Origin of the sequence: Thalassotalea psychrophila (genome assembly GCF_031583595.1) — a bacterium.
GTDB lineage: Bacteria > Pseudomonadota > Gammaproteobacteria > Enterobacterales > Alteromonadaceae > Thalassotalea_A > Thalassotalea_A psychrophila.
The window spans coordinates 4539416-4566366 of record NZ_CP134145.1; the positions used below are offsets into that span (position 1 = coordinate 4539416).

Genomic DNA, 26951 nt, shown 5'->3' on the forward strand with positions numbered 1-26951 from the left:
TAATATGGCATTTCGAAAAGTTAAAATGGGTATGGTTGGCGGCGGACAAGGGGCGTTTATTGGCGAGGTACACCGTCTGGCTGCAGCATTAGATAATCAGGTTGAACTAGTCTGTGGTGCCTTTAGTAGTGATTATGAAAATACGAAAACAACAGGGGCGGCACTTGGCCTGAGTGAAGAGCGCCTGTATACATCCTATAAAGAAATGATGGTTGCAGAATCAAAATTACCTGCAAATGAAAGGATGGATTTTGTCTCCATAGTAACGCCAAATCATCTGCATTACCCTGTCGCTGTCGCAGCTTTAGAAGCAGGTTTTCATGTATTAAGTGATAAACCCGCAACGGCTACTTCAGATGAAGCACGCCAACTTGATGCCATTGTAGAAAGTACTGGTTTGTTGTTTGGCCTTACCCACACCTATCTAGGTTACCCGATGATTTGGCAAGCACGTCACCTAGTTCAGACAGGTGCCCTAGGTAAAGTTCGTAAAGTATATGTGGAATATCCACAAGGCTGGCTTTCAAAGGATGAAGAAAGCGGAGGAAGTAAGCAGGCGGCATGGCGAACAGACCCAGCCAAGTCAGGCATTAGTGGATGCATGGGTGATATTGGCACTCATGCCCATAATATGGCTGAGTTTGTTTCTTGTGAAAAAGTGACCGAGCTTTGTTCTGAATTAAGTACTTTCGTAAAAGGGCGTCGTCTAGATGATGATGGTGCAGCGTTATTACGTTTTGAAAATGGCGCAACAGGCGTGCTTATGGCAAGCCAAGTATGCGCGGGAGAAGAAAATAACCTCAAAGTACGAGTTTACGGTGAAAAAGGCGGACTTGAATGGCAACAAGAAGACGAAAACTCCTTAGTTGTTAAATGGTTAGAACAACCTAAGCAAACTTATAAAGCAGGGGCAGGAAACATTGGTCTTTGTGACATTGCGAGTAACATGTGCCGTACGCCAGGCGGTCACCCTGAAGGTTATCTGGAGGCTTTTGCAAATCTCTACCGTAACTTTGCCAAAGCAATTACTGCTGGAGAAAGCAAACAGGCGACAGGCGTACCGGGGATAAAGGACGGTGTTAGAGGCATGGCCTTTGTCGATGCGATTGTTGAAAGTTCAAGTGCAGATAGTGTTTGGACAAAAATTAAAATTTGAAATTATTAGAGGATAATCTATGAAACAGATTAAAGGGCCTGCACTTTTTCTGGCACAATTTTTACAAGATTCAGCACCATTTAATACTTTAGAAAACCTTACAAAATGGGCTGCATCTATTGGATATAAAGGAGTGCAATTACCAACCGCACCCCATATATTTGATCTGGACATTGCTGCTGGAAGTCAAGATTATTGTGATGAACGTAAAGGCATTTGTGCTGAAGCTGGTGTTGAAATCACAGAGCTTTCTACTCACTTACAAGGGCAATTAGTAGCCGTTCATCCTGCTTATGATAAATCCTTCGATAATTTCGCGCCAGCCCATTTGCACGGCAAACCTGCTGATCGTACTGAATGGGCTAAAGACCAACTCATTAAAGCGGCTCAAGCAAGTGAGCGACTAGGTCTAAAGGCTCATGTGACCTTCTCTGGCGCGTTATTGTGGCAAACAATGTACCCGTGGCCTCAACGACCTCCAGGGTTAGTAGAGCAAGGTTTTGAGGAACTAGCAAAGCGGTGGTTGCCTATTTTAAATGCATTTCAAGATTCAGGTGTTGACCTGTGTTATGAGATCCATCCCGGTGAAGATCTCCACGACGGAATAACCTTTGAACGGTTTTTAGAAGCGACAGGCAATCATGAACGCTGTCATATTTTATATGACCCAAGCCATTATATTTTACAGCAATTGGACTACCTTCAATTTATCGATATCTATCATGAACGCATAAAAATGTTTCATGTTAAGGATGCTGAGTTTATTCCCAATGGGCGTTCAGGTGTTTATGGTGGGTATCAAGATTGGATTGATCGCCCAGGTCGTTTCCGCTCATTGGGAGATGGTCAGATAGATTTTAAATCAATCTTTAGCAAGCTTACACATTATGGTTTTGACGGCTGGGCTGTTGTTGAATGGGAATGCTGTATGAAGCACCCTGAAGACGGCGCACGTGAAGGGGCTGAATTTGTGAATAATCATATTATTCGCCCTAGTGAATATGCGTTCGATGATTTTGCCAGTAGCGGGACAGACAAAGAAACTAACAAGATAATTCTTGGTTTAAAATAACCTATAACAATTAAAATAGAGGAAGTTGAAATGACAACAAATAATAGACTTTTTTATGGCAGTTGCTTTGCTCTTATTACTACAGCGTTATCGTTTAGTATTAGAGCGGGTATATTGACACAACTGGGAACAGAACTTAGTTTAAGCGCCAGCCAATTGGGTTTTATTAATTCAATGTGGTTTTTAGGATTTCCTATATCAATGGTTGTAGGCGGTCTCATTTATCATAAGGTTGGCGGTAAGGTGATCATGCAATTTGCACTTTTTGCTCATGCTTTTGGTATTCTGCTAACTATATATTCAGGAAGCTATGAAGGTTTACTTATTTCCACTCTTTTAATTGGATTAGGAAATGGATGTACAGAAGCAGCATGTAATCCTATGATTGCTGATACATATTCAGGTGACGAGATGAGCAGCAAGATGAATCGTTTCCATATGTGGTTCCCTGGTGGTATCGTCATTGGTGCTCTCATTTCCAAGTTTATGACTGATGCAGCTATGGGCTGGCAGTCACAGATTTGGGTTATCATGATTCCTACCGTTATTTATGCATGGTTGTTTTTTGGACAATCATGGCCAAAAGCTAAAGAAGTAAAAGCTTCAAATATCGGTAATAATTTTTCGGCAATGATTTCTCCCCTATTCATTTTCATGTTTTTTTGCATGGCACTAACCGCTATTTCAGAGTTCGGGCCTCAGCAGTGGGTAGGTGTAATACTTGCAAAAAGCGGAGCACATCCAATGCTTATATTAGCACTGGTTACAGGTTTAATGGCTGTAGCCCGTTACTTTGGTGGTTCAGTTGTAGCTAAATTTGATATTACGGGTGTATTACTCGGTTCAGCAATTCTGACAACTATCGGTGTTTTTCTGTTCTCAACACAGACTGGTGGAATGGCATATGTTGCCGCGATTTTCTTTGCACTTGGGGTCGCTTATTTCTGGCCCAACATGATTGGATTTATCGCCAAATATATTCCCGCTAGTGGAGCTTTAGGGATGTCCGTAGTAGGCGCAGTTGGCATGTTTTCAACTTCCATTTTCCAACCTATTATAGGATCATGGATTGATTCTGACAAAGCGGCGGCTAAAGCTCAGGGATTAACAGGTGACGAGCTCGAATTATTTGCAGGCCAAGCTACTCTTGGAACCATGGTAATATTTCCAGCTATCCTCATCATTGCTTTCACAGTTCTCTTTTTCTGGATGAAATCTAAGAAAACTACTGTGTCTGTTGAGGCTACAGCATAATTAAGTTTTAATTAATTTAAATGTCGATATTTAAAGGGGGGGGGTTAATACTCCCTTTTTTGTTTCCCTTCGAGTTTTTTACGACCAAAATATTTAATGCCCATCATTCATGATGGGCACTTTGTTTTCTATAACCTTACTAAATCTCAAATGAGCACCAGGCTAACTACCTGATAAATTCATTCCAATTGACTTTGTCATTGTGCGAGTGAGTAAACCCTGCTCCACGTTCTTGCTTTATGGTTTCACTATCTCGAAATGCCATCACATAGGTTTTTCGCCAATCGTCTGAAAGGTTACCTGATGAACCATGAATAATACGCTCGTCGTGTACGGTAACACTGCCACGAGTTACAGGTAAATGCTGTATTTTATCGCCAGTTTCGTTATGAATAACTAACAGATGTGAATCATCACGACTCACCGCATTAGTTTTTCCTATATTATCAATATTGCGATAGGGCTTTGGTACATGTTTGCGTAATTCAGGCTCTTTGTTAGAGCCTGAAATCACTTGTAAACAGCCATTTTCTAATGTCGATGGTGTAATAGCTAATGAAAAAGTTGCTGTCCAAGTGTTGGCGGTTTTAGGCCAATAACCCAAGTCTTGGTGCATAGCAAACTCAGCGCCGCTCTTATTCGGTTTTTTAGCGAGGAATTGCTCGTAATCTAAAAGAGCTTTACCTCGTGTGTATAGCTGATCCGTGATGTTTTGCGCTACACGGTGAAATATGTTGTTAGCTAGCTCTGGGCAATATTTGGAAGGCAGCATGGCATTGACTAACTGAAATTCTTCAATTGGAGTGCCATAAGGTTGAGACATGTCACAAAAATCACGTGCCATACGGTGACTTTCGTTACCTGCGACAAAGTGATCAAACCATTGTTCGATAAACGCTATCTCATCATTGGAAATGACGTCAGGTAACACAACATAACCTTTTTCAGCGTATTGGATAATGTCTTCGTTGGTTAGGCTATATTGTTCGCCGTTTCGTTGGTGAAATGTCATATTAACCTCTTATTGTTACTATAATCATATAAATAAAAAACGCTGAGTTCATTGACTGAGCTCAGCGTATATTTGGTATTAGTAATTAAATAACTCAGTAACTAAAAGCTATAATCAACTTTCACCCCAAAAGTTCGCTCCTTACCCGGATAGGCAAGATCTTTAGCTGGTCCACCAAAAAGTTCACGTTCAGTAGGTGAATATTCAGAATCATAGGTTTCATCGGTACAGTTTTTACACCATGCACGGATTTCAAAACCTTGTGAAAATTCTAAACCAATACTCGCATCCAATAGACCAAGGTCATCTTGATGATCTTGACCATCTATCCACCACTGTCTATCACTTGAGTAGTTATAGTCGATTCGCGTAATTAAATAGCTATCGTTAGATAAAGGCATATTATGCTGAATACCGATATTAGCTGTTTGATGAGCAAAATTAGGTAGTTTTTCTCCCTTGAAGTTTTTGTCAAAAGCTACTTGAGTTTCAGTAGGAATGGGTAAAGCATTTGAAATTCTTGCATTTAGCTGTTCTTCCAAATTGTCACGAATACCTTCATCAAATTTATTGATTTCGGAGTCCATAATACCAAATGCGGCATATAAGGTTAAATCTTCAGTCGCAGCAAATTCAATATTACCTTCTAAGCCCGTAATAGTACTTTCAGGGATGTTGTATAAACTTTGCACAAAGACATTGCCATCAAATTCAAATTGTTGCACGTTTTCATAATCTTGATAAAAAACGGCGGCGCTAGCTCTAATACGATTATCGTACAGGCTTGCTTTAAGACCAAGCTCATAACTATCAAGTATTTCTTCTTTGTAGCTATCAGTTAACAGCGCACCAGAAGCATTAAAACCACCACTTCTAAAACCGCGAGCGTATGTACCATAATAAGTAAACTGATCACTAGGCACATATGCTATTGAAGCTTTTGGCTGCCATGCAGAAAATGTTTCAGATACTTTTGAACCTGATACCGCACAGTTGTCAGGGTCAACAGCTGAGTCACATTCTGCGCCTGCTACTGCCGTTGAACCTACACCTTGTCCATTGGTATCTACTGTTGGACCATCTAGTCGAGTAACTTCTCGTTCATCTTCATCGTATCGAAGCGCTGTGGTTAGTGTTAACTCGTCATTTATTTTATAATCGGTACTAACATAAACCGCCCAAGCCGTGTTGTCTTGTTCATTTTGAGTCGATAAAATCACACCGTTACAGGCGAAGTCACTAATGACTGGTCCACCTTCATAGGCAGGTACACAGTCAAAAGCTTCGCCATTAGCGGTTTCCCAGGTTGCTCTTATACTATCAGCACGTTCGGTTAATAGTACATAAGCACCGGCAACATAACTTAAATCGCCATCAGTATCAGAAACAAAACGTAAATCTTGCGAAAAAGTCTGCACATCATATTGTTGATCACTACCAACAAAATTTCCTGCGTTAGCGTTGCCGCCTAAATTATCGTTAAAAAAGTTATAATCAACTGAGCCAGGCTCAAAGCTGTTAATCATATCTAGAACAGAAGGAGCTGCTTGGAACCATACGTTAGCCGTTCTGCTACCACCTTGGTTTTCACCCGCAACACCATAGCGTTCATTCGTGTCAGTATAATTACTGATAGACGTTAATGTGCCTGATGCAAAATCATGATCAATTTTTAACGTGTTGGTATCAATTGTGCGAATTGCCACTGGATTAGAATTAGAGTTGATCGGCACATTATAAGTTGCATCTTGATCACTTTCTAAGCGAAATATATTTCGATAAAACATTGCTCCAGCGGTAAGATCATTTTGTGCATAGCGATAATCAATGGTGGTATTATCACTTGCTTCCCAAATAAATTGGGCGCGAAAATCATTATTTTCTTGAAAGTCCATCATTGAGTCTTTTTGAACTTTACCGACAACACCGGCATTACTTCGTTCAAGAACACCTTCTAAGTGTTCATTTTCAATAAGGCCATCAAACGATTTATGGTTACCCGCAACACGAAAAAACAGGTCATCGGTAACTGGAACAGCCAAAGAACCCGACACCTCAAATAAACCACCATTACCAACCCCCGTGGTTAACCTACCTTCTAGAGTGTCACCTGGTTTTTTAGAAGTAACGATTAATGCACCACCAATGGCATTACGCCCATAAAGTGCGCCTTGTGGTCCTTTTAGTAATTCAATTTGCTCAACATCAAAAAATGATTGCGACATTTCTGTGGAGCTGCCCACTTGTACACCATCAATAATCATGGCAACCGCTGGCTCTGAATTTCGAACAGAAGTAATACCTCGAACCATAATATAAGTTGAGGTAGGGCTAAGCGATTCAACCATTGATACATTAGGAATACGAGCAGTAACATCGACAGCAGTTGTGATATTGGCTCGACTAATTTCTGCTTCACCTATCGATACAACAGTATCAGGTACTACTTGTAAGTTTTCATTACGACGACGAGCTGTAACTGTTATTCTTTCTAATTCAATGCTCGATTCGCCTTCAACTTTTTCTTCATCTTGCGTTACTGCATTCTGTTCGGTATTGGTTTCTTCAGCAGCATGAACATTAGAGAACATCAGTGCAAATATTGAAGCCAAAAGTGTTTTTTTAGTTTTCATCTCGTATACCCCGTATTGTTATTTAGTCTTTCATGCTAATGTTACCGCTAACATTTAAACTATTTTTTTTTCAATAAGTTTAATTTTCAAGTAGTCACTTAAACTTCTTGAAGTGTCTACAGCTTTTCACTCTCAGATCCCATTCAATAACTCAAAATAGTATTTCTGTTATTTTAATGTTCTCTCTTGCACCATGTTCATCTCTTCTGTTTAGTTGGTATCCGGTTTTCTTTCCTTAAGTGAAAGAAAGCCATAATCTACTTTCTGGTACATTGATGAGCCTATAACTAAGATAAATTAAGCACGGTAATAGATCTTTTACATATTGACTGATTTTTATAACATTTCGCTTGAATTTGAAGGAGAACGATCGCTAAATCGCTAGGTAAATGACGTGTAACCACCTGAATCATAATTGATTTAATTTTTTCACTGTTAATTCATTACCCTCTTACTCTTTAATAATATCATTATATTCGATATTTTCATGAGCAAAACATTGGGAAAACGCTGAGAATTAACGGAACCGATGAATGAAATAATTTAGGCCGTTTCCCTATAAGATAGTAGCTGTTATATTTCAAAATTAAGGAGAAGGCATGTAAGATTTATTGAATATATACATTTATAGGTGTAATAGGTGGTGATGCTAATTATTTTTATTAAGCTTAGTATAATCTAATGGAAGTTAGAATTTTTAAATATACGCTCCAAATAAAACTCAACTTCCAAAACCAATTATCCTTGCACATAACGAATAGTTTATAGATAAAATTTCCACTAATAATTAATTTATATTATTTCTAACTGTAACTGCGTGCTAAACTAAATGATAGCGTTAACAGTATTTATTAATACCAAAACAATTTAAGATTGATAATAGTTAAGGAGTGGTCGTTATTATGTCAGCCTCAAAACGTACGAGAATAAAAGATGTAGCAGAAAAGGCTGGAGTATCGACTATGACTGTATCCCGCGTTCTTAATCAAGATCCAAAAGTAAGTGATGCGAAGCGAGCTTTAGTGATGAAAACTGTCAAGGAGTTGGACTATAGACCTAATGTTGCTGCGCGTAGACTTGCAAGTAAAAAATCTTTCTTTATAGGTTTATTATACTTTGATGATTTAGATACGTCTTACCTTAGTAAATTCATTATACGTGGTTTAAAAGTATGTCGTTCGACGAGTCACCATTTAATTGTCGATGAAGTTGAAGATACAGATAAATCACTTGCTTCTGTTAATGATCTCATTGATGTAACGCAAGTTGATGGGTTAATATTATTACCACCAATTTGTAACGATGCCAAATTGCTTGCGTTACTACAAAAAGCTAATGTTTCTTTTGTTCGAATATCTCCTGATACCCAATTGAACTTATCTCCATATATTTGTATGGATGACTATCAAGCAAGCTTTGAATTAACTGAGATTTTAATTAAGCAAGGCCATACCAAAATTGGCCATATTATTGGTAATCCAAATCAAGGCGTGAGTCGTTTGCGTTATCAAGGCTATTTAGATGCGCTTCGTTCAAATCAAATTAATGTCCCCCCTAGTTACATCGAGCAAGGTTTGTTTACTGTAGAATCAGGTTTAACAGCGGCTAAAAAAATGCTGTCATTAGATGATAAACCTACTGCAATATTTGCTGCTAACGACGCGATGGCGGCGGGAGTTTTATCCGCTGCACATATAAATGGAATTTCTGTACCTGAAGAATTATCTATTGCGGGTTTTGATGATGGCCACCTTGCTGTTTCGGTATCACCAAACCTAACAACGGTAAGACAACCCATTCAGCAAATGGCCGAGCTTGCTATTAATTTGATTATTTCAGGTGAATTTTCAGATCTATCAAAGGCAAATAGTCGAAATTTTCGAAATGTCCTAGATTTTGAAATTGTCGAACGTGAATCTACAAAAATAATTAAATAGTTATCATCTAAGCAATATAAAATTTAGCATGGAATAATCATTATAAACCTAGCTCACACTAGCTTAGCTTCTAAATGATAATTTATTAGAAGCTTCTTCTTTTATATGACGGTGTAGTTTTGTGTATTCTTCTTGTAGCATTTGCCTACTTACACTTACCACGGATAAGGGTTACGCTCTCGGAAGAAACCACCATTGGGCCCATCGGCATCTAAGGTCGCTAGCCATACAGGGGTATCAGCGCCTTGTTCTGGAGATAACGGTGCATCTTCTCCACCTAAAGCAGTTTTCACCCAGCCAGGGGCTGCAGCATTAATTTTGATGTTCGGATAATCAGCTAACTCAAGCGCTAATATTTTAGTCATGCTATTCAATGCTGCCTTTGACATTCGGTAGGCGAGTGTCATGCCCATTTCCATTGTATTAAAACTGGCAAGCTCCGAAGAAATATTTACGATACGACCATACTTTTGCCGTTTCATTATTGGTAAAGCAGCTTGCATTAATGAGAGCGGTCCATAAACATTGGTTGTCATGGTTTGCTCGACAACATCTTTTGCTATCGTTAAACCACTTTGCCATTGATCAATAGCGATCCCGGCATTGTTAATGAGAATATCCAAGCAGCCATAATTTACATCAATATCATCAATTAGGTTTTGGCATTGCTGCTCACTAGTAACATCAAGTAATACACCTTCAACGTTCAGTTCTTGTTGCTTAAGTTCATTAACCGCATGTTTGAGCTTTTCTACATCTCTGCCGGTAATAATGACCCTAATACCCTGTTCGGCTAATTGTTTGGCGATAGCAAATCCAATGCCACCATTTCCACCAGTTACTAACGCCACTTTTACAGCAGTATTGCTATTTGCCATATTTTCCTCATTTATAAAAGTCATTGGTTATTTAAGGCTTTATTTTATTTGTCAGCTATATTACATTATTGTTATATCTTTATAACAAATATTAAAAGCTAAAAAAATGCTTTTCGACAATTAAGGAATAACAATGTCTATCGATTATTATGGCTACCGCAAAAAATTCGCATTATTAGTACCAAGTACCAATACCGCGGTTGAAACTGAATATCATATGATGTGCCCGAAAGGGGTCGTATTGGCAACTCGCGGCTGTGTTATTCCTCCATTTAAAGTGACCAATGAAGAAGAATTTGTTGGTATGGTGAAAGCCATTGGTGATGCTACCGAGCAAGGCTTAATTGACGCCCTAACCTGTTGCCCTGACCATGTGATTTTTGGCTATTCAGCAGAAACATTTTGGGATGGTAAAGAACGTTCTGATCGTGAATTTGCTAAATATAATACTATTGCAAAAGAACAAGGTGACTGTGAAATTACCTTTGGTGCACAAGCTATTATGGATGCATTGAAATGCTACCCTGGCGTTAAAAAAATTGGTGTTGTAACACCTTATATGCCGGTTGGCGATAACATGGTAGTTAAGTTTTTAGCCGATATTGGATATGAAGTAGTACGTATTCAAGGTCACAATTCTCCAGGTCCCGTAGATATTGCCTTTGAAAGCTTTGGCAAAACTCGTCAGCTTATTAAAGAAGTTGATGGTGATGATATTGATCTAATTTTGCAAGCCGGCACTAATTTACATTTTGTAGAATTAGCGGCCCAACTTGAACAAGAGTTAGGCAAGCCAGTATTAGCAATTAATGCCTTAACATTTTGGCATGCACTACGCTCAAATGGTATTCCTGATCGAATTGAAGGTTTTGGTTCATTATTAGCAGAACACATTGCAATTCCAGAGTAATTTATGACACCACAACAACAGTTAAAGCAACTTCTAGCTCGTGCTGGTGTAATTAAAGCACCCGGAGTATTCGATGGCTTATCCGCCCGATTAGTGCAAAGTCAAGGTTTTGAATTGGCCTTTGTTTCTGGTGCTGGCATTGCTTTTTCTCGTTTTGGCGTTGCTGACATTGGCTTGGTATCAATGAGTGAAGTGGCAGCAACCATTTCAGCCATTCGTGAATATAATGACATCCCATTGGCCGTCGATATTGATACGGGCTTTGGTAATGCCGTTAATACTCAGCGTACGGTAAAAGTGCTAGAGCAAGCAGGTGCTACAGCGATGCAAATGGAAGACCAGTTAATGCCAAAACGTTGTGGTCATATGAAAGGAAAACAAGTTGTTCCTGCAGCTGAAATGGTTGGAAAAATTCATGCCTTTGTCGATGCACGAACTAATGATAATACGCTGTTAATTGCGCGTACTGATGCACTAGGCGTTAATGGCTTTGATGATGCTATGGAACGAGCTAGACGTTATGTTGATGCAGGAGCAGATTTACTGTTTATTGAAGCACCAAAAACAGTCGAACAAATGCAAATTATCGGTAAGGAATTTGGCGATAAAATACCTCTCGTACATAACTTAGTGGAAGGCGGTAATAGCCCCATCACTAACAGCGATGATATGGCAGCATTAAATTATAAAATCGCGCTATTTCCTGTTGCTCTACTGCATAGCTTTATTCCTAAAGCTCAGGACATTCTTAAACATATAGAGAAAACTGGCAACACCAACACGTATGAGCAACCTTTGTGGAATTTGAATCAAACCAATGCACTGCTTAAAGCGCAAGATTACTTGGATAAAGCGGAAAAATATAAGTAGGTTTGATTCATTTTACCGAATAGCTGCCGTTCCGACTTACTTCATCAATATCAAATATTTCGAATTAACATTAAGAGTTTTGTTGTTTGTTTAGATCGAAAAAATATAGGCCAGCCTTTATCCTGACAGAAAACTAATCCACTTTATGAGACATTAGATATTTTACTCCTTTGTAGTATTTGCCTATAATTTGATGCGGCATTAGTCCAAAGTAACTTCAATCCACCGTGTGTATTGATAGCGCTAAAGGAACAGGCAGTAAAAGGAGTTGGGTAGATACTTATTGATATCGTAATAAGGCCATTGTATCTACGCCTTGTTTTCTATCTCTGCCTGAAACGAGCATACTGATTAACTTTGGCTTGTGCATCAGCCTTCCACATTCAGCTGTAAATATGGAAAGTCATAATAATAATTTATTTAGGATATTTACTTGTTATGAAACCATCAGATAAAGAACTTGGTATGGATCGACTCATCACCCGCCGGGATATTGTGCTCGGTATGGGCGCGATTGGTGCCGGTATAATGTTACCGTGGTCACTAACAGCTTGTGGAAAGACTGCTAAATCAAAACTATCCTCTGCCCCTCACGCTGATTATCCACCTGCATTAATGGGTATGCGAGGCAATCACGATGGCGCTTTCGACGTCGCCCACGCCCTTGCCAGAGAGGGGCGGTCTGATTGGGGGCCGGTGCAGCAACCGGATTCTGATATCTATGATCTTGTTGTTGTCGGCGGTGGCATTAGTGGTTTGTCGGCGGCGCACTTTTATCGGAAAGAAAAACCGGATGCACGGATTCTGATTCTCGACAATCACGATGACTTTGGTGGCCACGCCAAGCGCAACGAGTTTGAAGCCAATGGGAAAACGCTGATTATGCATGGGGGTAGTGAAACCATGGCCGCCCCATCAACTTATAGCGATATCGTAAAGGGCTTGCTTGATGATCTAGGTATTAATTTGGAGCGATTCGAAACCGCCTATGATCAAGAATTCTACAAGCGAAATGGACTAAAAGCCGGCCTTCATTTCAGTAAAGATAAATGGGGAGTGGATCGTGTCGTCCCCTTGAATATGGGATTTTGGAATGGCTTTCTATCTCCCGCAGAGTCAGATCTCACGATTGAAGAAGCCGTATCCAGGCTCCCGATCTCAGAGGCGGCAAGAGATGATTTTCTGACTTTATTGACGACCACGGAAGATCAGATGCCCGAGATCCCACTCAATAAAAAAGCCCAATATCTGTTCAGTATTTCTTATCATGAGTTTCTGTCCCGGCATCTTGGGATAAAAGAGCCACAAGTTTTTGATATGCTACAGGATCTTGTTGGTGAGGCTGGTATTAGCAGCGAGTCCATCAGCGCCTACGCCGCCATGGCTTGGTGCGGCTTGCCCGGGGAAGTTGCGGCGGGCCTACCTAAATTTAATATGTGGACGGAACCCTACATCCACCATTTTCCTGACGGCAATGCCTCGATCGCGCGCCTGCTGGTACGCGCCATGATCCCGGATGTAGCCCCTGGGCAAACAATGGAAGATGTTGTTACAGCCCGTTTTGATTACTCAAAACTTGATCAATCCAACTCTCGAGTAAGGTTGCGGTTAAACAGTACCGTGACGCAAGTAGCACATGAGGGCGAGCCGCAGTCCTCCAAGCTCGTTAACGTTTCTTACGTACAAAACGACCAGGCATGCCAGGTCAAGGCCCGTAACTGTGTGCTGGCCTGTTATAACTCTATAATCCCTTATCTTTGCCCAGAATTGCCTGAGTCACAGCGTAAGGCGCTGGAAAATCAGGTCAAACAACCGATTCTTGTTACCAATGTTGCTCTGCGTAACTGGCAGCCCTGGAAAAAAATGGGCATCTGCGCAGTGCAAGCGCCGGGCAGTTATCACACTAGCGTCAGCCTGAACTATCCAGTCAGCCTTGGTGAATATACCTATGCCGGAGGGCCTGATGAGCCGGTTATGGCCTATATGATGAGGTTTCCGCACAACAATAACCCTGAGCTAACCCAGCAAGAACAATTTCGGCTTGGCCGCCATGAACTTTTATCCACACCATTTGAGGACATCGAGCGTCATGTTCGGCTTCAACTCACCAGCATGTTGAGTGAAGGCGGGTTTGATCCGGCAACTGACATATTGGGCATTACGGTTAATCGCTGGGCACACGGTTATGCCTATACGTATAACTCACTCTACGACGACGTTTATAAGGATTTCAATGATGAACGTTATCCGCATGTGCAAGCACGAAAAACTTTTGGGCGCATAGCAATTGCAAATTCTGATGCTGGTGCTATGGCGATGATGGAAACTGCAGTAGAACAAGGCTACCGTGCGGTGTCAGAACTGCTTGTTTGAGTTTATTAATTAAAGAAAGGGACTGAATTGGAGTTAAGGGTCAGAATAAAACTATTCATGACTCTTAATGGCACAAGCAGCCTGATTAAATCACCTTGAAACTGGAGAAGATCCCACCCAAAAGCACAGTGGGATGACGGTGTTCCTTTTCTTATTTTGAAAATGTCTCTGAATGGCACAAAGCTGCCTGATTAAGTCACCTTGAAACTGGAGGAGATCACACCCAAAAGCACGGTGGGATGACGGTGTTATTTTTCTATTTCAGTTTTTAGCATCAAACACTGCGGTGTCAGACTGAATGAATTAAATTCCATACTGCTTCAGCTTGTCTTTTTTAAACCAGCCAAAACAAAAACCAAAAATCATTTTATAGGTGGGTAAAAGTTTGATGAAGTGCCCATTCTTGTTACTTGCTATCATTCGCTTAACAAGATGTTCACCGCACTCCTCTGCGCTTTGACCAAATAACCTAAACATGATGCGGCCTTCTTTTTTCCAGCGTTGCTCACCCATTTCTTTGGCATCGTTTATCACCATAGGAGTGATCACCATGCCGGGGTTTAACCAACCAATAGTAATATTTTTAGTGTTAGTAAAGTTAAGCTCTTTGGCAACCCCATTAGAGAAATAACCAACTGCTCGTTTGGTGGTACCATAGCTAACCATAGTCGGTCTGGTAAAGCCATTTTCTCCCATACCTGCAGTATTATAAATTTTGCCATTTGGTTGGGCTTTCATCCCATTTAACGCAACATGAGTACCAATAATGACGCCATTAATATTAACATTAACGATTTGCTGAAGCTGTTTAACACTAGAATCTGCGATAACTTTTTGCGTGCCGCCAAGACCAGCGTTATTAATCCAATAGTCAATATTACCAAATGCATCTTTGCCCTGCTGCCATAGGTTTTGCACTTGTTCGCTATTTGTTACATCACACAAAACGGTAATAACACGGGTATCTTCATTACTGCCAGCAATAACACCAACGCGTTTATCTAGAAGCTGTTGATTAACATCGCTTAGCACTACATTAAAACCGCGTTTATAAAACGCTTTTGCCATACCTGCGCCAATACCTCCAGCGCTACCAGTAATAACGACGGTTTTTTTGTTATTAGTCATATTGTTGTTCATTAGTCGCTGCCAGTTTGGTTTTTTGTTTGGTCAATTCTATCAGGGGCCAAGTAAGATAAGCTAAACCAATTAAGATACCGAAGGCCCAAGCATAGTGATAATCACTAACGCTTAATATTGCCCCTGCAATTAATGGCCCAGCAACACGCCCCCACGCGCCCATGGCACTTGAAGCTCCCATAATCCGCCCACGATGTTTCATGTCGGTACGCTGCGAAATAAGAGAGTTCATTAACGGCATGCACATGCTGGCACCAGTAATAGTAATAAAGAAACTCGCTATCATAAATGGTTGAGTTGTTGAGAATGTCGCAAAGGTAAAACCAAGTGTTAATAAGCCAATGCCGAATGCTAATACTTGCATTTCACCAAAGCGCTTTGCAAACACACCAATAAGTTTAGCTTGCAGTGCGGCCATCATAAGTCCTTGAATACCAAATACAATACCAATTTGTCTTGGTCCCCAATCAAGTATAGCGCCCATCCACAACGGGAATAAATAACTGACTATAGTGATCACCATCGAATGTAAGAAAAACTGACTGATTAACCAACGGTTACCACTTTCTTTAAGCACCTTATAGCTGCTAGTTTTGCCACTTGTTTGCCGCCACTCTTTATGGGCTTTTTGCTTATCTTTGGTGTGTGACTCTTTCATAAAAATAAAACCAAAAATACTCGCAAATATAGATAACCCCATAGCCACCATACACGGCAAGAAAAAGTTAAGCTCATCGCCAGCAAGTACACCACCAAGGAATGGGCCAAACACCATACCTAAGCCAAACGCTGCGCCAACTAACCCCATGGATTTAGCACGATTTTCTGGTGTCGACAAATCGGCAACCATGGCAGATGCGACACCATAAATACCGGCAACAGAGCCAGCAAGAATACGGGCTACGTAAACCATAGTTAGCGTTTCAGCATTTGCTAATAAAAAGTAAGAAAAAGCGGTCACAATTAAGCAGAATATTATTACTGGCTTGCGACCAATTTTGTCACTAAGTTTTCCCCAGAGAGTACCAACTAAACCGGCGAACACTGAATAAATAACAATGATTAAGGCGATATCAAAGTTGGTAGCACCAAGCTTAGGAGCCAAAAATGGCAAAATTGGAATGACAATACCAAAGCCAATTAAATCAATGAATACGGTTAAAAATAGAATTGGCATAGGTTTCTCGTAAGTCGCTTGAGTTAAGAAAAAAAGTAAGGGTGACTATGTTGGTGTTGCTGTTCAAACGCTTTAATTTTGTCAACTTTTTCTAACGTTAAAGCAATGTTGTCTAAGCCATTTAGTAATTTAAATCGACGCATGTCGTCAACCTCAAAATTTATCGTTTGTTGCTCACAAATAATCTTTTGGTTTTCTAAATCAATGGTCATAGAAATACCAAATTTTGCTTGGTTGAATAAGCTGTCAATAATCTCGCTAGATAAGCTGATCGCCAGTACACCATTGTTAAAACAGTTATTAAAAAAGATATCGGCAAAACTAGTGGCAATAATGACTTTAAAACCCATGTCACGAATTCCCCAAACCGCATGTTCACGACTGGATCCACAGCCAAAATTTTCTCTACCAAGTAAAATACTGGCATGTTGAAATTGTGGTTTATTTAATTCAAAATCTGGATTTTTACGGCGGGTCTTAGGATCAACTCCAACATCACCAGCATCTAGGTAGCGCCAATCATCAAAGGTCCAATCGCCATAACCGGTTTTGCTAATGCATTTAAGGTATTGCTTTGGCATCATCGCGTCGGTATCAACGTTAGCCCGATCCATTGGCGCAACTTTGCCAGTGTGCAGGATAAAAGGCTGCATTAGCTGTACTCCCTAATATCAACAAAGTGGCCTTCAATAGCTGCCGCTGCGGCCATTGCAGGGGAGACTAAATGAGTGCGACCGCCTTGGCCTTGACGGCCTTCAAAGTTTCGGTTTGACGTTGAGGCACAGCGCTGCTGATTTTCTAATTTATCTGGATTCATCGCATTACACATAGAACAACCAGCAAACCGCCAGTCAAAGCCAGCATCAATGATAATTTGATCTAAGCCTTCTGCTTCAGCTTGCTCTTTGACCAATCCAGAGCCCGGCACCACCATGGCGCGCTTAATAGTACTGGCAACAGTTTTACCTTTTACCACTTGCGCCACCGCACGAATATCTTCAATGCGGCCATTAGTACAAGAGCCGATAAATACCTGGTCTATAGTTAAGTTTTTCATTGGTGTAGCAGCAACAACACCCATATATTCTTGCGCTTTTAACCACTCTTGCTGTTGGACGTCATCTTTGCCCGATGCAGAATTTGGAACCGCAGCATTTACATCAACTACTTGATCGGGCTTGGTGCCCCACGTCACTTGCGGTGCAATGTCTTTAGCGTCAATTTGCAGCTCTTTGTCAAATACCGCATCTTGATCTGAAACTAAACTTTGCCAAAACATTAGTGCTTGTTGCCACTGCTCGCCTTTCGGTGAAAATGGCTTACCTTTTAAATATTCTGCAGTGATATTATCAAACGCGACCATGCCAGAACGTGCGCCTGCTTCAATGGTCATATTACAAAGCGTCAATCGTCCTTCCATAGATAAAGCCTGAACGGCCTCACCCGCATATTCTATGGCATAGCCACTACCACCGGCAGTGCCTAATTTACCAATAATATAAAGGATCATGTCTTTGGCGGTTACCCCAAACGATAGCTCACCGTTAACATTAACCCGTAAGTTTTTGCATTTCTGTTGAGCTAAACACTGAGTCGCAAGTACATGTTCTACTTCTGATGTACCAATACCTTGAGCAAGGGCTGCAAATGCACCATGGGTAGAAGAATGTGAATCACCACAAACAACTGTCATTCCAGGTAATGTTGCTCCTTGCTCCGGACCAACAACATGTACTATGCCTTGACGTTTATCATTTAATTTAAATTGATTAATACCATGCTGTTCACAATTTTTGTCTAAGGTTTCAACTTGAAGTCTGGCAATAGGGTCGGCGAATCCCTCCAACCCTAAATGCCTATCATCGGTTGGGACTTGATGATCTGGTGTTGCTAAAATTGAATCTATTCGCCAAACGTCGCGTTGATGCTGATTTAAACCATCGAATGCCTGGGGAGAGGTAATTTCGTGAATAATATGACGGTCAATATAGATCAGCGCGTTTCCTTGCTCGTCTACTTCAACACAATGCATATCCCATAATTTATCGTATAAAGTCTTAGCGTTATTCATAATATATTGTCGGTAGTGCTAGACTAACGGCAAGCCTTTTTCTAACTGTAATTGTCGCCACTTATCAGCTCGACCGCCAATATCCTGACCAACCATTTCACCGGCTAAATTGGATACTTTCATTAAGTCTTCTAAGTTAATGCCAGTGTCATAGCCCATTTGATGTAACATCATCACTACATCTTCAGTGGCAACATTGCCCGTAGCACCAGGGGCGAAAGGGCAGCCGCCTAGGCCACCAAGAGCAGCATCAAATTTTCGAATACCAACTTGTAACGCAGCATAAACATTAGCCAGACCCATTGCGCGGGTATCATGAAAGTGACATGCAAGTTTCTTTATAGAAACACTTGATGCGACTTTCTCTACTAAATGAGCAACCGCCTCTGGCGTTGCCGCACCTATGGTATCGGCAAGGATAATTTCTTTCGCTCCAGCTTCATCTAAATATGACGCCATATTAATCACTTGCTGATTATCAGTTTTGCCTTCAAATGGACATTCCCAAGCAACAGCAATACAGCAAATAACATCGATACCGTCTTGTTTACCCTGGCTAATAATATCTCGAGCTTGCTTTAAACCATCGTTTACCGACAAACGGACATTTTTTTGATTCATAGTTTCAGTGGCACAAACAACCATCATCACTGCTTTTGCACCTGCAGTCTTAGCTAATTGATAGCCTTTTTCATTCGGGATCAGTGCCTGGTAGTAAGCTTTACCGGCAGGAAGCTGCTGATAAATATCAGCAACTCCCGCCATTGCCGGCACCGCTTTGGGAGAAACGAAACTTCCTACTTCTATATTTGGAACACCGGCGTCCACCAAACCTGCAATAATTTTACCGCGTTGTTCTGGTGTTAATATGGTTGCTTGATTTTGCAACCCATCTCTTGGGCCGACATCAGTGATACGAACAAACTTAGTCATTAGTTCACAATACCTTGCTTACGTAGCTCTTCTATTCGCTCTACTGGCATATTCAATAACTCAGACAGCACTTCATCGGTGTGTTGCCCTACATGCGGCGCTGGTGTGAAAGTATCTTCGTGCGAGCGAGACATCTTAATTGGATTACCCGGCCCTTTGGTTGATTTACCATCTGGGTGATGAATATCTACCACCATGTTGCGATGTAAAACTTGGCTGTCGTTTAACACGTCGCTAAATTTATTTACTGGCGCACAAGGGATACGCGCTTCTTCAAGTTTTGTTAACCAATATTTTGTGGTATTGGTAGCAAATATTTCATTGATAGTACTATCAATAAATGCCTTGTCGGCATAACGGCCCGGTTGTTCATCGTATTTATCATTGTCAAATAATGGTGTATTGGTAACTGATTTAAAGCGCTGCCAAAATTCATCCGCTAAAATTGCCACAATAATATGGCCATCTTCAGTTTTATAGCTGTTATATGGCACATGAACAAAATGACCGTTACCGATTGGATGTGGATCAACACCTGAAAGCATGTGCATAGTTGCCATGTAATTAAGCAATGACACTTGGCAATCAAGCATCGAAATATCTATATGTTGACCCAGACCTGATTGGTAGCGTTCAACCACGGCACCAAGAATACCCATTACCGCAAACATACCACCACCTAAATCGCCAATGGGAATGCCTGCGCGTTGTGGTTGATCGGCGTTGGTACCAGTAATTGACATACCACCACCAAAAGCTTGTGCTACTTGATCGAACGCTGGACGCTTATGGCCCGGTCCGTCTTCACCAAAACCGGTTACCGAACAAGTAATAATTTTGGGGTTATGCTTTACCAAAGTATCGTAATCTATGCCTAAACGTTTAGGTACTCCAGGACCAAAGTTGTTGATCACAACATCAACCTCACCAACCAATTGGTAAAATAATTCTTTGCCTTCTGTGCTTTTCAAATCAATGGCAACAGAACGCTTATTTCGATTGAGGGTAATAAAGTAGGCACCAAATCCATCTAAAGAATTATTTGGATCTTTAGCGAGCAGCTTTCGCGTACCTTCACCTTGCAGTGGTTCCACCTTAATTGTATCGGCACCCATATCGGAAAGGATCATTGAACCATATGGCCCGGATAACATATGGGTTAAGTCAATTATTTTTAAACCTGAAAGTGGCTTGCTCATTACTACTCCTGCGGATCAGACCAATCAAATTAGCCATTACATACTTTGTTATATCAATATAACAAAGTATGTCAGCAAAGGTTAATTAATGCAATAGATTCAATTGCGAAAAGTCAGTCATAAAGCTAGTGTTTAACGGCGTTTTATTATGAAGGTATGAATTAAATAAAGCAGGGCAGCCAGCACAACTGCAACTATAATCAAGATAAATGGAATACGTAAAACTTCGACCATTTGCCAGTAATCATTTTGATAGAAAATCACCAAAACTACGATATAAACAGCACTGCAATAATAAGTTACTCGCTTCGACAAACCTAAGCCATATATTTGAGTAATAAAAAATAGTGTTGCAAATCCAAAGGCAAACATTGGCCAAGTATCGTGGTAAATAGACATATAAGCAACCACCGCACCATGCAGTAATACAAAGGTTTCTAACAATAAGGTCCAGTATTTGTTTTGATGGTAACGAGTAAATATCAAACTCCCCTGAACGATGATCAGGATAGCGTAAAAAGTACCAAGTAAATGGCCATAGGTTATCTCAATAGGATGAAACCAAAAGGTAAAAACAATAGCCCAGGAAAAATAATAGCCGTGGTAATCTTTGACTAAATAGCGAATGTTATTTAAAAATCCTACTTGCTTACCAAAGAGTAAGCCACGGCGTTTATTCTCAAGGATTAGCACTAAAGCCAGCAAAATAATAACGGCAAACTGACCTGAAAATATATGTGTGTCTTGAGCTAAGCCATCGTAGAATACTTTCGTTTGAACTATGTGCAGTAAAACAAAAAATAAGTTGCCAAACAACGCGATGTAATTGTGTTTTTGTAAGCCCTTTTGGTAGCTTAGTTCACCAGCTGCTTTTTTCTTTTTACTGCTAGCTATTAACCACCAAAAGAAAAGTTGATGTGAGGCGAAACCGCCCCATGCGCTAAAACGAGTGAGCCAGGTAGGATCAGGTAATTGCCAATAATACCAAAATGGTCCTTTATCTGGTGTTAATTCAATACCGCTATTATAAGGGCCAAGTAACCAGATTAAGCCCATTAATAATAAGGATAAAGTAATTAACAGGTTAATGGTTCTTGGCATAATACTTAACCTTAACTCGAGATATCTGTTAGAACTCTTCTAACAAACGACCTTTGCCAGTAATTTTATCGTTAATGCCACACGCTCTTAATGCATGCCAAGCAGTTGCCTGATTAATTGGAAGCATAGGCTTTCCTAAAATATGCTCGTACGTTGGAAACAAGTCCATAGTAGATAAATTAGTACCACATTGAATAATAGCATCAACGCTATCGTGATCTACTTCATGGATAGCCGATACAACTTCTTGAATACTAGTTTCAGCAATAGCTGTCGCAGATGGACGGTTCATACCTTTAACTTTATGTACCTCAAAGCCTATATCACTAAAGAAGCGAATCACGTTTTCATCGCCAACTTCAGGGTATGGGGTAATTACCGATATCTTCTTAGCACCAAAAAGTTCTAACGCATCTTTGGTGGCTCCTGCTCCAGTAGTTAACCCAAGGTCACCAATTTGATCGCGAATTTCTTGTTCAAAGGCGATGTTACCATCAAGCCCGCCCCAAAATGTTTCAGCCGACATACCAAGCATAATGTGATCAACTTTCGCACTTAAAATATTACGAATTGAACTCGGAATTTCACCACGCATAATATCTAGAAAACGTTCAAATACGGCATTTTCATTTTCGCCAGTTTTGTTCATCTCTTCTGCCCAGTTACGCAATTCGATTAAAAATCTTGATGGGTGCCAAGTTACGCCATCAAACATAAATTTTTGTAAATCGTATTCAACACCAGTATTGGTGGATGGGATAATAACGCCGATTTGAGCTCGACGTGCAATTTGATAATTGTCCATAATGATTCCTCAGAACAATGTGAATATAAATACGCTTATGCGTTGCTTAATTGCGGTTGTTTTTTCACTAAAATAATCATCTGCACAATCGCAATCATAATAAATAGTGCTGCCACACCCATAGTTATACCGGCAATAGCAGGGTGCATTAACATACCGTACATACTGCCCATTCCTACGACCATCAAAATAGTGCCCAATTGATGGAAAATAAACTGACTAGTGGCGAACTTAGAAGGTTTGCCGTTAAGCCAAAGTTTATGAATACAGGCATAGCAAAATGACATAACAAAACCCAACATCAATAAATGTGCATGAGTAACCATTTGACTATGATTTTGATTTGCCGCCATATATAAACCCAAAGCGACACCGATAAGCACATAAATAAGTGCATGCATTAAATAAATTTTTGCAAGTTTCATAACAACCTCTTTATTTTTATTATGTTGAAAGTTTTCATTTACGACAATGACAAACAGCATTTACTAAGCTGTGACAAGAGCTGAATTCATAAAAAAAGGCCGGTAAACCGACCTGTATGATTACTTATTTATTTTGGCCGATTTTCCAGAATCTGGGTTTATTGGTGTTTTCCATAAGAAAATAAAAATACCAATAAACAGTGCAAGTACAACTAACCATTTACCCCACTGGCTGGGATCAATCCAAAACTCTTTATAAAAACCCCAATAGGTGGCTATTTCCCAGTTGTACCAAGCAACACCGCCAGCACCGATGGCATAACGAATCATTAAACCAACTTCAGTTTGCTTACTTTGTTTATAAAGTAAGTATACTGACCAAACAAATATTGCTGCCGACAAGATATAAGTTGCCATGTGGTGAGTACCGGCAATACGTGGGTCTAAAATCAGAATCATTACCACGTACATAAACCAGTTTACAAATACATATTCAGAGGCTGCAATTCGAGAGGTTTGTGGCTTAATGCCAGCCGTTGGTTTACCTAAACCTTCTCGCAAGCCTAAAGTTTTACGGATCCATAGCAACATGCGACAACGCATATCTTTCTGGAACATGGTGGTAATTAACATGAATAATAAAAAGATCGACGATATCTCTAATATGCTGTGTGAACCTAATAAGACTGGTGTTCCGCTAGCATCTTTCACCATAGGGATAGAGTTGGCGTGTTCAAAGAAATCTAAGCCCATTTCAACCCAAGAGTCCCAAATTAACATAGCACCCAAGAATCCAAGTAATGACCCCTTAACTTCGTCTTTTTTTAATCCCTTATAAATCAAAACAACACCGATACAACCAATAGCGAAAGTCATTAAGTACTTCCAGGTTTCGGAGTGCGGGACAGCGTAAATCATACTGACGACATACATATGGGAAATAGGTTTTTGCAAAGTCACGAAAAAGTAAACTAGCAATGCCATAAAGACAGTGTTAGCGCGGATATTAGAAAATTTAGAAGGCTGAGATACAACGTCAGTAGTCACAATAATCTCCAAAGTTAAAAGAAAAATCTATTTACATAGAATATAAAATAAGAATAGTAAGGGACGCAATGCGTCCCTTCTTTTTTTTGCTATATTATCAGTTAATTAAAATGTATAACTCATACGAACACCTGCAGTTCTTAAACTAGGTAAAGTTGCATTTACCGCAAATGGAACAGCTTGACCGTCAGGGAAGAAACCATAATCAACGTTACCAATTGCAGATTTGATTGTATCGTCATCAAATAAGTTTTCAACATAGCCAGTAACAGTCCAGTTGTCACCCTGCATTCCGATGCTTAAGTCCCATTCCCAATATGAATCTAAGTAAGCATGCTCACCACGATCTACATAACGTTTCGAACTGTATTGACCAAACACTTCAACGAAAGCTTGAAGTTCAAAAACTTCAGTAGTGTAACGTGCGTTAATCGTACCTGTATGTTTTGCTGAAAGAGGTAATTGTTTACCTGAAAAATCACCATCTTCATTACCGGAAATCATTTTATCAACATCACTTACTTTAGCGCCAGGAAGATCAGCACCTGCAACGATTTCTGCTAAATTGAAATCAGTATATGAAGAATCAGAATACAAATAACCGCCTGAAATACGTAATTCAGGAATTGGTTGCCATACACTATCAATTTCAAAACCTTTTACTTCAGATTCACCGGCGTTGATAACCGAAACGTTAGCAATACCAACTTCATTAAAGAAAGTAAATGGTGTTTGTTGGTCAGTATATTCCCAATAGAATGCCGCTACGTTAACTAAGACATTATTTTCTGCAGAGAATGCTTTAGCACCAATTTCATAAGCCCAAAGTTCTTCAGGCTTGTACTCACCATCTCTAACATCACCATTAGCATCGGTGGTAGTAATACCGCCGGGTTTAAAGCCTTTTGAAGCTGTTACATAAGTAAATACGGTTTCATTTACTTGATAATCAACCGTTACACGCGGTAAGAATGCGCTGTCGCTAACGCTGTTCTCAGTATAGTAATTCTCGTTAGGTACAAAGCCGCCAAACGGTGGAATAGTCGGATCAAATGTTAATTGTCCAGCATCGTAAGCATGCATGCCAAACATGTAAAAGGCATCATACGTTCTGTCATCTGCTTCACCGGTATAATCGATAGTTTCATCAATATAGCGACCTTCAAATGAAATGTTCATGTCATCTGTTACATGCCAATTGATTAAACCAGCAATAGACCAATGTTCAGTATCTCGTGTAATTGGAGTTGTTTTATTAACACCATCAGCAAATGGCGCTTCTTTAAGATCGTTAATAAAGCTAGTGAAAGGAGATTGTTGCAATTGTGCAAGTACTGTTGCTTTATCCGCACCTTCTCTTAACCAAAATTGATTGCCGAATTGTGTTTCCATTTCTTCTTTCCAGAATAATGCAGAAGCAACCCAGTTAAATTTGTCAGTATCACCACTTAGGCGAAATTCTTGGTTATATTGCTCTAACTCAAAGGTTGAACTTGAGTCTGATTGCATACCAAATTGTGACCATGGTGGTGCAAAAGGTGGCATTCCTACCGGATCTGAATAAAGCGAATAATCTGTAGAGTCAAAATCTTCTATAATTGACGAGTCACTTTTTGTATAAGAGGTACTTGATACAAAGTTAAAAGAATCGAAATTCCACTCAAATTCAAATGAAACACGAGTATTTTCTACGTCAGTGCCTCTATAATCCTTGCCTGTTAGAGGATTCGCTGACAAATCAATCTGACTTTCGTCTCCTTGCACTTCACCCGTAACCATAGGGCGACAATTAGGTTGAGGACCTAAGAAAGCGAAACTGTCCCAATAAGGCGCTGCTTCTGCTGCCGCACAATCTTGTGGTGCATCAAAAGAGTAAGGTAACATTTTTCCACCTTGCGCGGTATTAACCGAGCCGGTAGCAAATGGATTAGTCATCGGATCGAATTCTGGAAGCATGCTACGAATAGACACTACTGGACGAGGACCATATTCTTCATCTGAGGTTTCTGCACGGAAATAAATCGACGTATCATCACTAGGAAGATATAACGCCGATAAGGCAACACCTTGTGATTCAGAATAACCTAAGTTTCCACCAGTATTTGGATTGTCATATTGGCCATCGCTTGATGAGTCGATGACTTTAATTTTTGCTGCAAAATTTTCAGTAAGGCCGCCCTCAATGGTCAATGCAAGGTCATGCGTACTGTTTTCAGCGATATTGGCATCTAATTTTACTTGCTTGTCAAAACTAGGACGTTTAGTTACATAGTTGATGGCTCCAGCGAATGCACTGCGACCATAGTTTACCGATTGAGGACCTTTAACAACTTCAACTTGTTGTAGATCTAGAAGCTTCATGTTGGCGGTCATACCACCACCAGATAATGTCATTGTTTCTGAAGAAACATCGATACCATCTACTAGAATCGCTACATTTGGACGACCACGGTCAATAGTTAAACCACGAATCGTAGGGCGAGTATCGTTTGGACCTGCGCCAATATCAAATGTTAGACCATTAATATATTTAGCTACATCTTCTGATGTTTGAATACCTTTCTCTTCAATTTCTCTATTTGACATTGCTGAAATAGACAACGGAATTGTTTCTAATGTTTCAGTAATTTTACGAGTAGTAACGGTAATTCTTTCAATGTCTGACTCTTTTGCCGCTTGTGTTTCAGCATCGGACTCTGCAGCATATGCTGATTGCGCAAGCAAAAAAGAGGATATTAGAATAGATAACTTAGTTTTGTTCATAGTTTCACCCTAGGGGTTGGCTTTAAATTATTATTGTTTGCCATACCTGATTGAACTACATAAACATCATCAGGCGTGTCGCAAATTTCTATTATTGTATTTGTCTTATTATTATTTAAGCATTGCGCAGGCTTTGCTCTTAGTTATTAAAGTTACACATTTGTTATATTGATGCAACAATAAAACAATCTATTT

General features: G+C 40.1%; 21 protein-coding genes. 7 read left to right on the plus strand and 14 right to left on the minus strand.

Translation table 11 applies throughout. The features are described from left to right. Positions 1-4 precede the first annotated feature (4 nt). From RGQ13_RS18965 to RGQ13_RS18975, 3 genes are read left to right on the plus strand one after another with little or no spacing between them, the layout of a single operon-like run. Complete coding sequence (locus RGQ13_RS18965) at positions 5-1156, plus strand: Gfo/Idh/MocA family protein (protein WP_348391297.1); 1152 nt, start codon at positions 5-7, stop codon at positions 1154-1156. Between the two features lie 19 nt (positions 1157-1175). Further along, positions 1176-2228, plus strand: a complete 1053-nt coding sequence (locus RGQ13_RS18970) for a sugar phosphate isomerase/epimerase family protein (protein WP_348391298.1) — start codon at positions 1176-1178, stop codon at positions 2226-2228. Positions 2229-2258: 30 nt separating this feature from the next. Further along, positions 2259-3482: an MFS transporter gene (locus tag RGQ13_RS18975; RefSeq protein WP_348391299.1), complete on the plus strand. Its 1224-nt coding sequence runs from the start codon at positions 2259-2261 to the stop codon at positions 3480-3482. Positions 3483-3648: 166 nt separating this feature from the next. On the opposite strand, the gene RGQ13_RS18980 is transcribed toward RGQ13_RS18975, so the two are convergent. Next, complete coding sequence (locus RGQ13_RS18980; RefSeq protein WP_348391300.1) at positions 3649-4494, minus strand: phytanoyl-CoA dioxygenase family protein; 846 nt, start codon at positions 4492-4494, stop codon at positions 3649-3651. Positions 4495-4595: 101 nt separating this feature from the next. Further along, positions 4596-7127: a TonB-dependent receptor gene (locus RGQ13_RS18985; RefSeq protein WP_348391301.1), complete on the minus strand. Its 2532-nt coding sequence runs from the start codon at positions 7125-7127 to the stop codon at positions 4596-4598. A gap of 902 nt (positions 7128-8029) precedes the next feature. Between RGQ13_RS18985 and RGQ13_RS18990 the strand changes: the two genes are divergently transcribed. Continuing rightward, the gene (locus RGQ13_RS18990) at positions 8030-9064 is read left to right on the plus strand and encodes a LacI family DNA-binding transcriptional regulator (RefSeq protein ID WP_348391302.1); all 1035 of its coding nucleotides are present in this window, start codon (positions 8030-8032) and stop codon (positions 9062-9064) included. A 155-nt stretch (positions 9065-9219) separates the two neighbouring features. Here the strand turns inward: RGQ13_RS18990 and RGQ13_RS18995 are convergent, their stop codons facing one another. Then, positions 9220-9942 carry an SDR family oxidoreductase gene (locus tag RGQ13_RS18995; RefSeq protein WP_348391303.1) on the minus strand — a complete coding sequence of 241 codons (723 nt, stop codon included), beginning with the start codon at positions 9940-9942 and terminating at the stop codon, positions 9220-9222. Between the two features lie 133 nt (positions 9943-10075). Here RGQ13_RS18995 and RGQ13_RS19000 point away from each other — a divergent pair, with 133 nt between their 5' ends. The 3 genes from RGQ13_RS19000 (at position 10076) to RGQ13_RS19010 (ending at position 14095) form a co-directional block, all read left to right on the plus strand. After that, positions 10076-10852, plus strand: coding sequence for a maleate cis-trans isomerase family protein (locus RGQ13_RS19000; protein WP_348391304.1), 777 nt, complete (start codon positions 10076-10078; stop codon positions 10850-10852). A 3-nt stretch (positions 10853-10855) separates the two neighbouring features. Next, positions 10856-11722, plus strand: coding sequence for an isocitrate lyase/PEP mutase family protein (locus tag RGQ13_RS19005; protein ID WP_348391305.1), 867 nt, complete (start codon positions 10856-10858; stop codon positions 11720-11722). Between the two features lie 438 nt (positions 11723-12160). Continuing rightward, positions 12161-14095, plus strand: a complete 1935-nt coding sequence (locus RGQ13_RS19010) for an NAD(P)-binding protein (RefSeq protein WP_348391306.1) — start codon at positions 12161-12163, stop codon at positions 14093-14095. A 303-nt stretch (positions 14096-14398) separates the two neighbouring features. Here RGQ13_RS19010 and RGQ13_RS19015 read toward each other — a convergent pair whose 3' ends face one another. The 11 genes from RGQ13_RS19015 to RGQ13_RS19065 all read right to left on the minus strand — a co-directional run bounded on the left by RGQ13_RS19015 (position 14399) and on the right by RGQ13_RS19065 (position 26756). Further along, complete coding sequence (locus RGQ13_RS19015) at positions 14399-15223, minus strand: SDR family NAD(P)-dependent oxidoreductase (protein ID WP_348391307.1); 825 nt, start codon at positions 15221-15223, stop codon at positions 14399-14401. Beyond that, positions 15216-16412 carry an MFS transporter gene (locus RGQ13_RS19020; protein WP_348391308.1) on the minus strand — a complete coding sequence of 399 codons (1197 nt, stop codon included), beginning with the start codon at positions 16410-16412 and terminating at the stop codon, positions 15216-15218. The genes RGQ13_RS19015 and RGQ13_RS19020 overlap by 8 nt, the downstream gene beginning before the upstream one ends. 23 nt (positions 16413-16435) lie before the next feature. Beyond that, positions 16436-17065 carry a 3-isopropylmalate dehydratase small subunit gene (gene leuD, locus RGQ13_RS19025; RefSeq protein WP_348391309.1) on the minus strand — a complete coding sequence of 210 codons (630 nt, stop codon included), beginning with the start codon at positions 17063-17065 and terminating at the stop codon, positions 16436-16438. Next, positions 17065-18483, minus strand: coding sequence for a 3-isopropylmalate dehydratase large subunit (gene leuC, locus RGQ13_RS19030; protein WP_348391310.1), 1419 nt, complete (start codon positions 18481-18483; stop codon positions 17065-17067). Before leuC ends, leuD begins: the two co-directional genes overlap by 1 nt. An 18-nt stretch (positions 18484-18501) precedes the next feature. Further along, the gene (locus tag RGQ13_RS19035) at positions 18502-19416 is read right to left on the minus strand and encodes a hydroxymethylglutaryl-CoA lyase (protein ID WP_348391311.1); all 915 of its coding nucleotides are present in this window, start codon (positions 19414-19416) and stop codon (positions 18502-18504) included. Next, complete coding sequence (locus tag RGQ13_RS19040) at positions 19416-20615, minus strand: CaiB/BaiF CoA transferase family protein (protein ID WP_348391312.1); 1200 nt, start codon at positions 20613-20615, stop codon at positions 19416-19418. Before RGQ13_RS19040 ends, RGQ13_RS19035 begins: the two co-directional genes overlap by 1 nt. A 132-nt stretch (positions 20616-20747) precedes the next feature. Next, entirely contained in the window at positions 20748-21716 is a 969-nt protein-coding gene (locus RGQ13_RS19045) for a hypothetical protein (protein ID WP_348391313.1), read from the minus strand. 28 nt (positions 21717-21744) lie between these two features. Further along, positions 21745-22521 (minus strand): maleate cis-trans isomerase family protein, encoded by a 777-nt coding sequence (locus tag RGQ13_RS19050; protein WP_348391314.1) that lies wholly within the window; start codon positions 22519-22521, stop codon positions 21745-21747. A 35-nt stretch (positions 22522-22556) separates the two neighbouring features. Then, a complete protein-coding gene (locus tag RGQ13_RS19055; protein ID WP_348391315.1) occupies positions 22557-22946 on the minus strand; it encodes a hypothetical protein in 390 nt (129 codons plus the stop codon). Between the two features lie 120 nt (positions 22947-23066). Continuing rightward, a complete protein-coding gene (locus tag RGQ13_RS19060; RefSeq protein WP_348391316.1) occupies positions 23067-23993 on the minus strand; it encodes a hypothetical protein in 927 nt (308 codons plus the stop codon). Between the two features lie 105 nt (positions 23994-24098). After that, the gene (locus tag RGQ13_RS19065) at positions 24099-26756 is read right to left on the minus strand and encodes a TonB-dependent receptor (RefSeq protein WP_348391317.1); all 2658 of its coding nucleotides are present in this window, start codon (positions 26754-26756) and stop codon (positions 24099-24101) included. Positions 26757-26951 lie beyond the last annotated feature (195 nt).

Excerpts from the sequence above, each read along its gene's own strand:
- RGQ13_RS18970 (WP_348391298.1), top strand. The coding sequence starts at position 1,176 with ATGAAACAGATTAAAGGGCCTGCACTTTTTCTGGCACAATTTTTACAA.
- RGQ13_RS19010 (WP_348391306.1), top strand. The coding sequence starts at position 12,161 with ATGAAACCATCAGATAAAGAACTTGGTATGGATCGACTCATCACCCGC.
- RGQ13_RS19035 (WP_348391311.1), bottom strand. The coding sequence starts at position 19,416 with ATGACTAAGTTTGTTCGTATCACTGATGTCGGCCCAAGAGATGGGTTG.
- RGQ13_RS19040 (WP_348391312.1), bottom strand. The coding sequence starts at position 20,615 with ATGAGCAAGCCACTTTCAGGTTTAAAAATAATTGACTTAACCCATATG.
- RGQ13_RS19050 (WP_348391314.1), bottom strand. The coding sequence starts at position 22,521 with ATGGACAATTATCAAATTGCACGTCGAGCTCAAATCGGCGTTATTATC.
- RGQ13_RS19000 (WP_348391304.1), top strand. The coding sequence starts at position 10,076 with ATGTCTATCGATTATTATGGCTACCGCAAAAAATTCGCATTATTAGTA.
- RGQ13_RS19015 (WP_348391307.1), bottom strand. The coding sequence starts at position 15,223 with ATGACTAATAACAAAAAAACCGTCGTTATTACTGGTAGCGCTGGAGGT.
- RGQ13_RS18995 (WP_348391303.1), bottom strand. The coding sequence starts at position 9,942 with ATGGCAAATAGCAATACTGCTGTAAAAGTGGCGTTAGTAACTGGTGGA.
- leuD (WP_348391309.1), bottom strand. The coding sequence starts at position 17,065 with ATGCAGCCTTTTATCCTGCACACTGGCAAAGTTGCGCCAATGGATCGG.
- RGQ13_RS18985 (WP_348391301.1), bottom strand. The coding sequence starts at position 7,127 with ATGAAAACTAAAAAAACACTTTTGGCTTCAATATTTGCACTGATGTTC.
- RGQ13_RS19020 (WP_348391308.1), bottom strand. The coding sequence starts at position 16,412 with ATGCCAATTCTATTTTTAACCGTATTCATTGATTTAATTGGCTTTGGT.
- RGQ13_RS18990 (WP_348391302.1), top strand. The coding sequence starts at position 8,030 with ATGTCAGCCTCAAAACGTACGAGAATAAAAGATGTAGCAGAAAAGGCT.
- RGQ13_RS19055 (WP_348391315.1), bottom strand. The coding sequence starts at position 22,946 with ATGAAACTTGCAAAAATTTATTTAATGCATGCACTTATTTATGTGCTT.
- RGQ13_RS19065 (WP_348391317.1), bottom strand. The coding sequence starts at position 26,756 with ATGAACAAAACTAAGTTATCTATTCTAATATCCTCTTTTTTGCTTGCG.
- RGQ13_RS18975 (WP_348391299.1), top strand. The coding sequence starts at position 2,259 with ATGACAACAAATAATAGACTTTTTTATGGCAGTTGCTTTGCTCTTATT.
- RGQ13_RS18980 (WP_348391300.1), bottom strand. The coding sequence starts at position 4,494 with ATGACATTTCACCAACGAAACGGCGAACAATATAGCCTAACCAACGAA.
- leuC (WP_348391310.1), bottom strand. The coding sequence starts at position 18,483 with ATGAATAACGCTAAGACTTTATACGATAAATTATGGGATATGCATTGT.
- RGQ13_RS19005 (WP_348391305.1), top strand. The coding sequence starts at position 10,856 with ATGACACCACAACAACAGTTAAAGCAACTTCTAGCTCGTGCTGGTGTA.
- RGQ13_RS19045 (WP_348391313.1), bottom strand. The coding sequence starts at position 21,716 with ATGCCAAGAACCATTAACCTGTTAATTACTTTATCCTTATTATTAATG.
- RGQ13_RS18965 (WP_348391297.1), top strand. The coding sequence starts at position 5 with ATGGCATTTCGAAAAGTTAAAATGGGTATGGTTGGCGGCGGACAAGGG.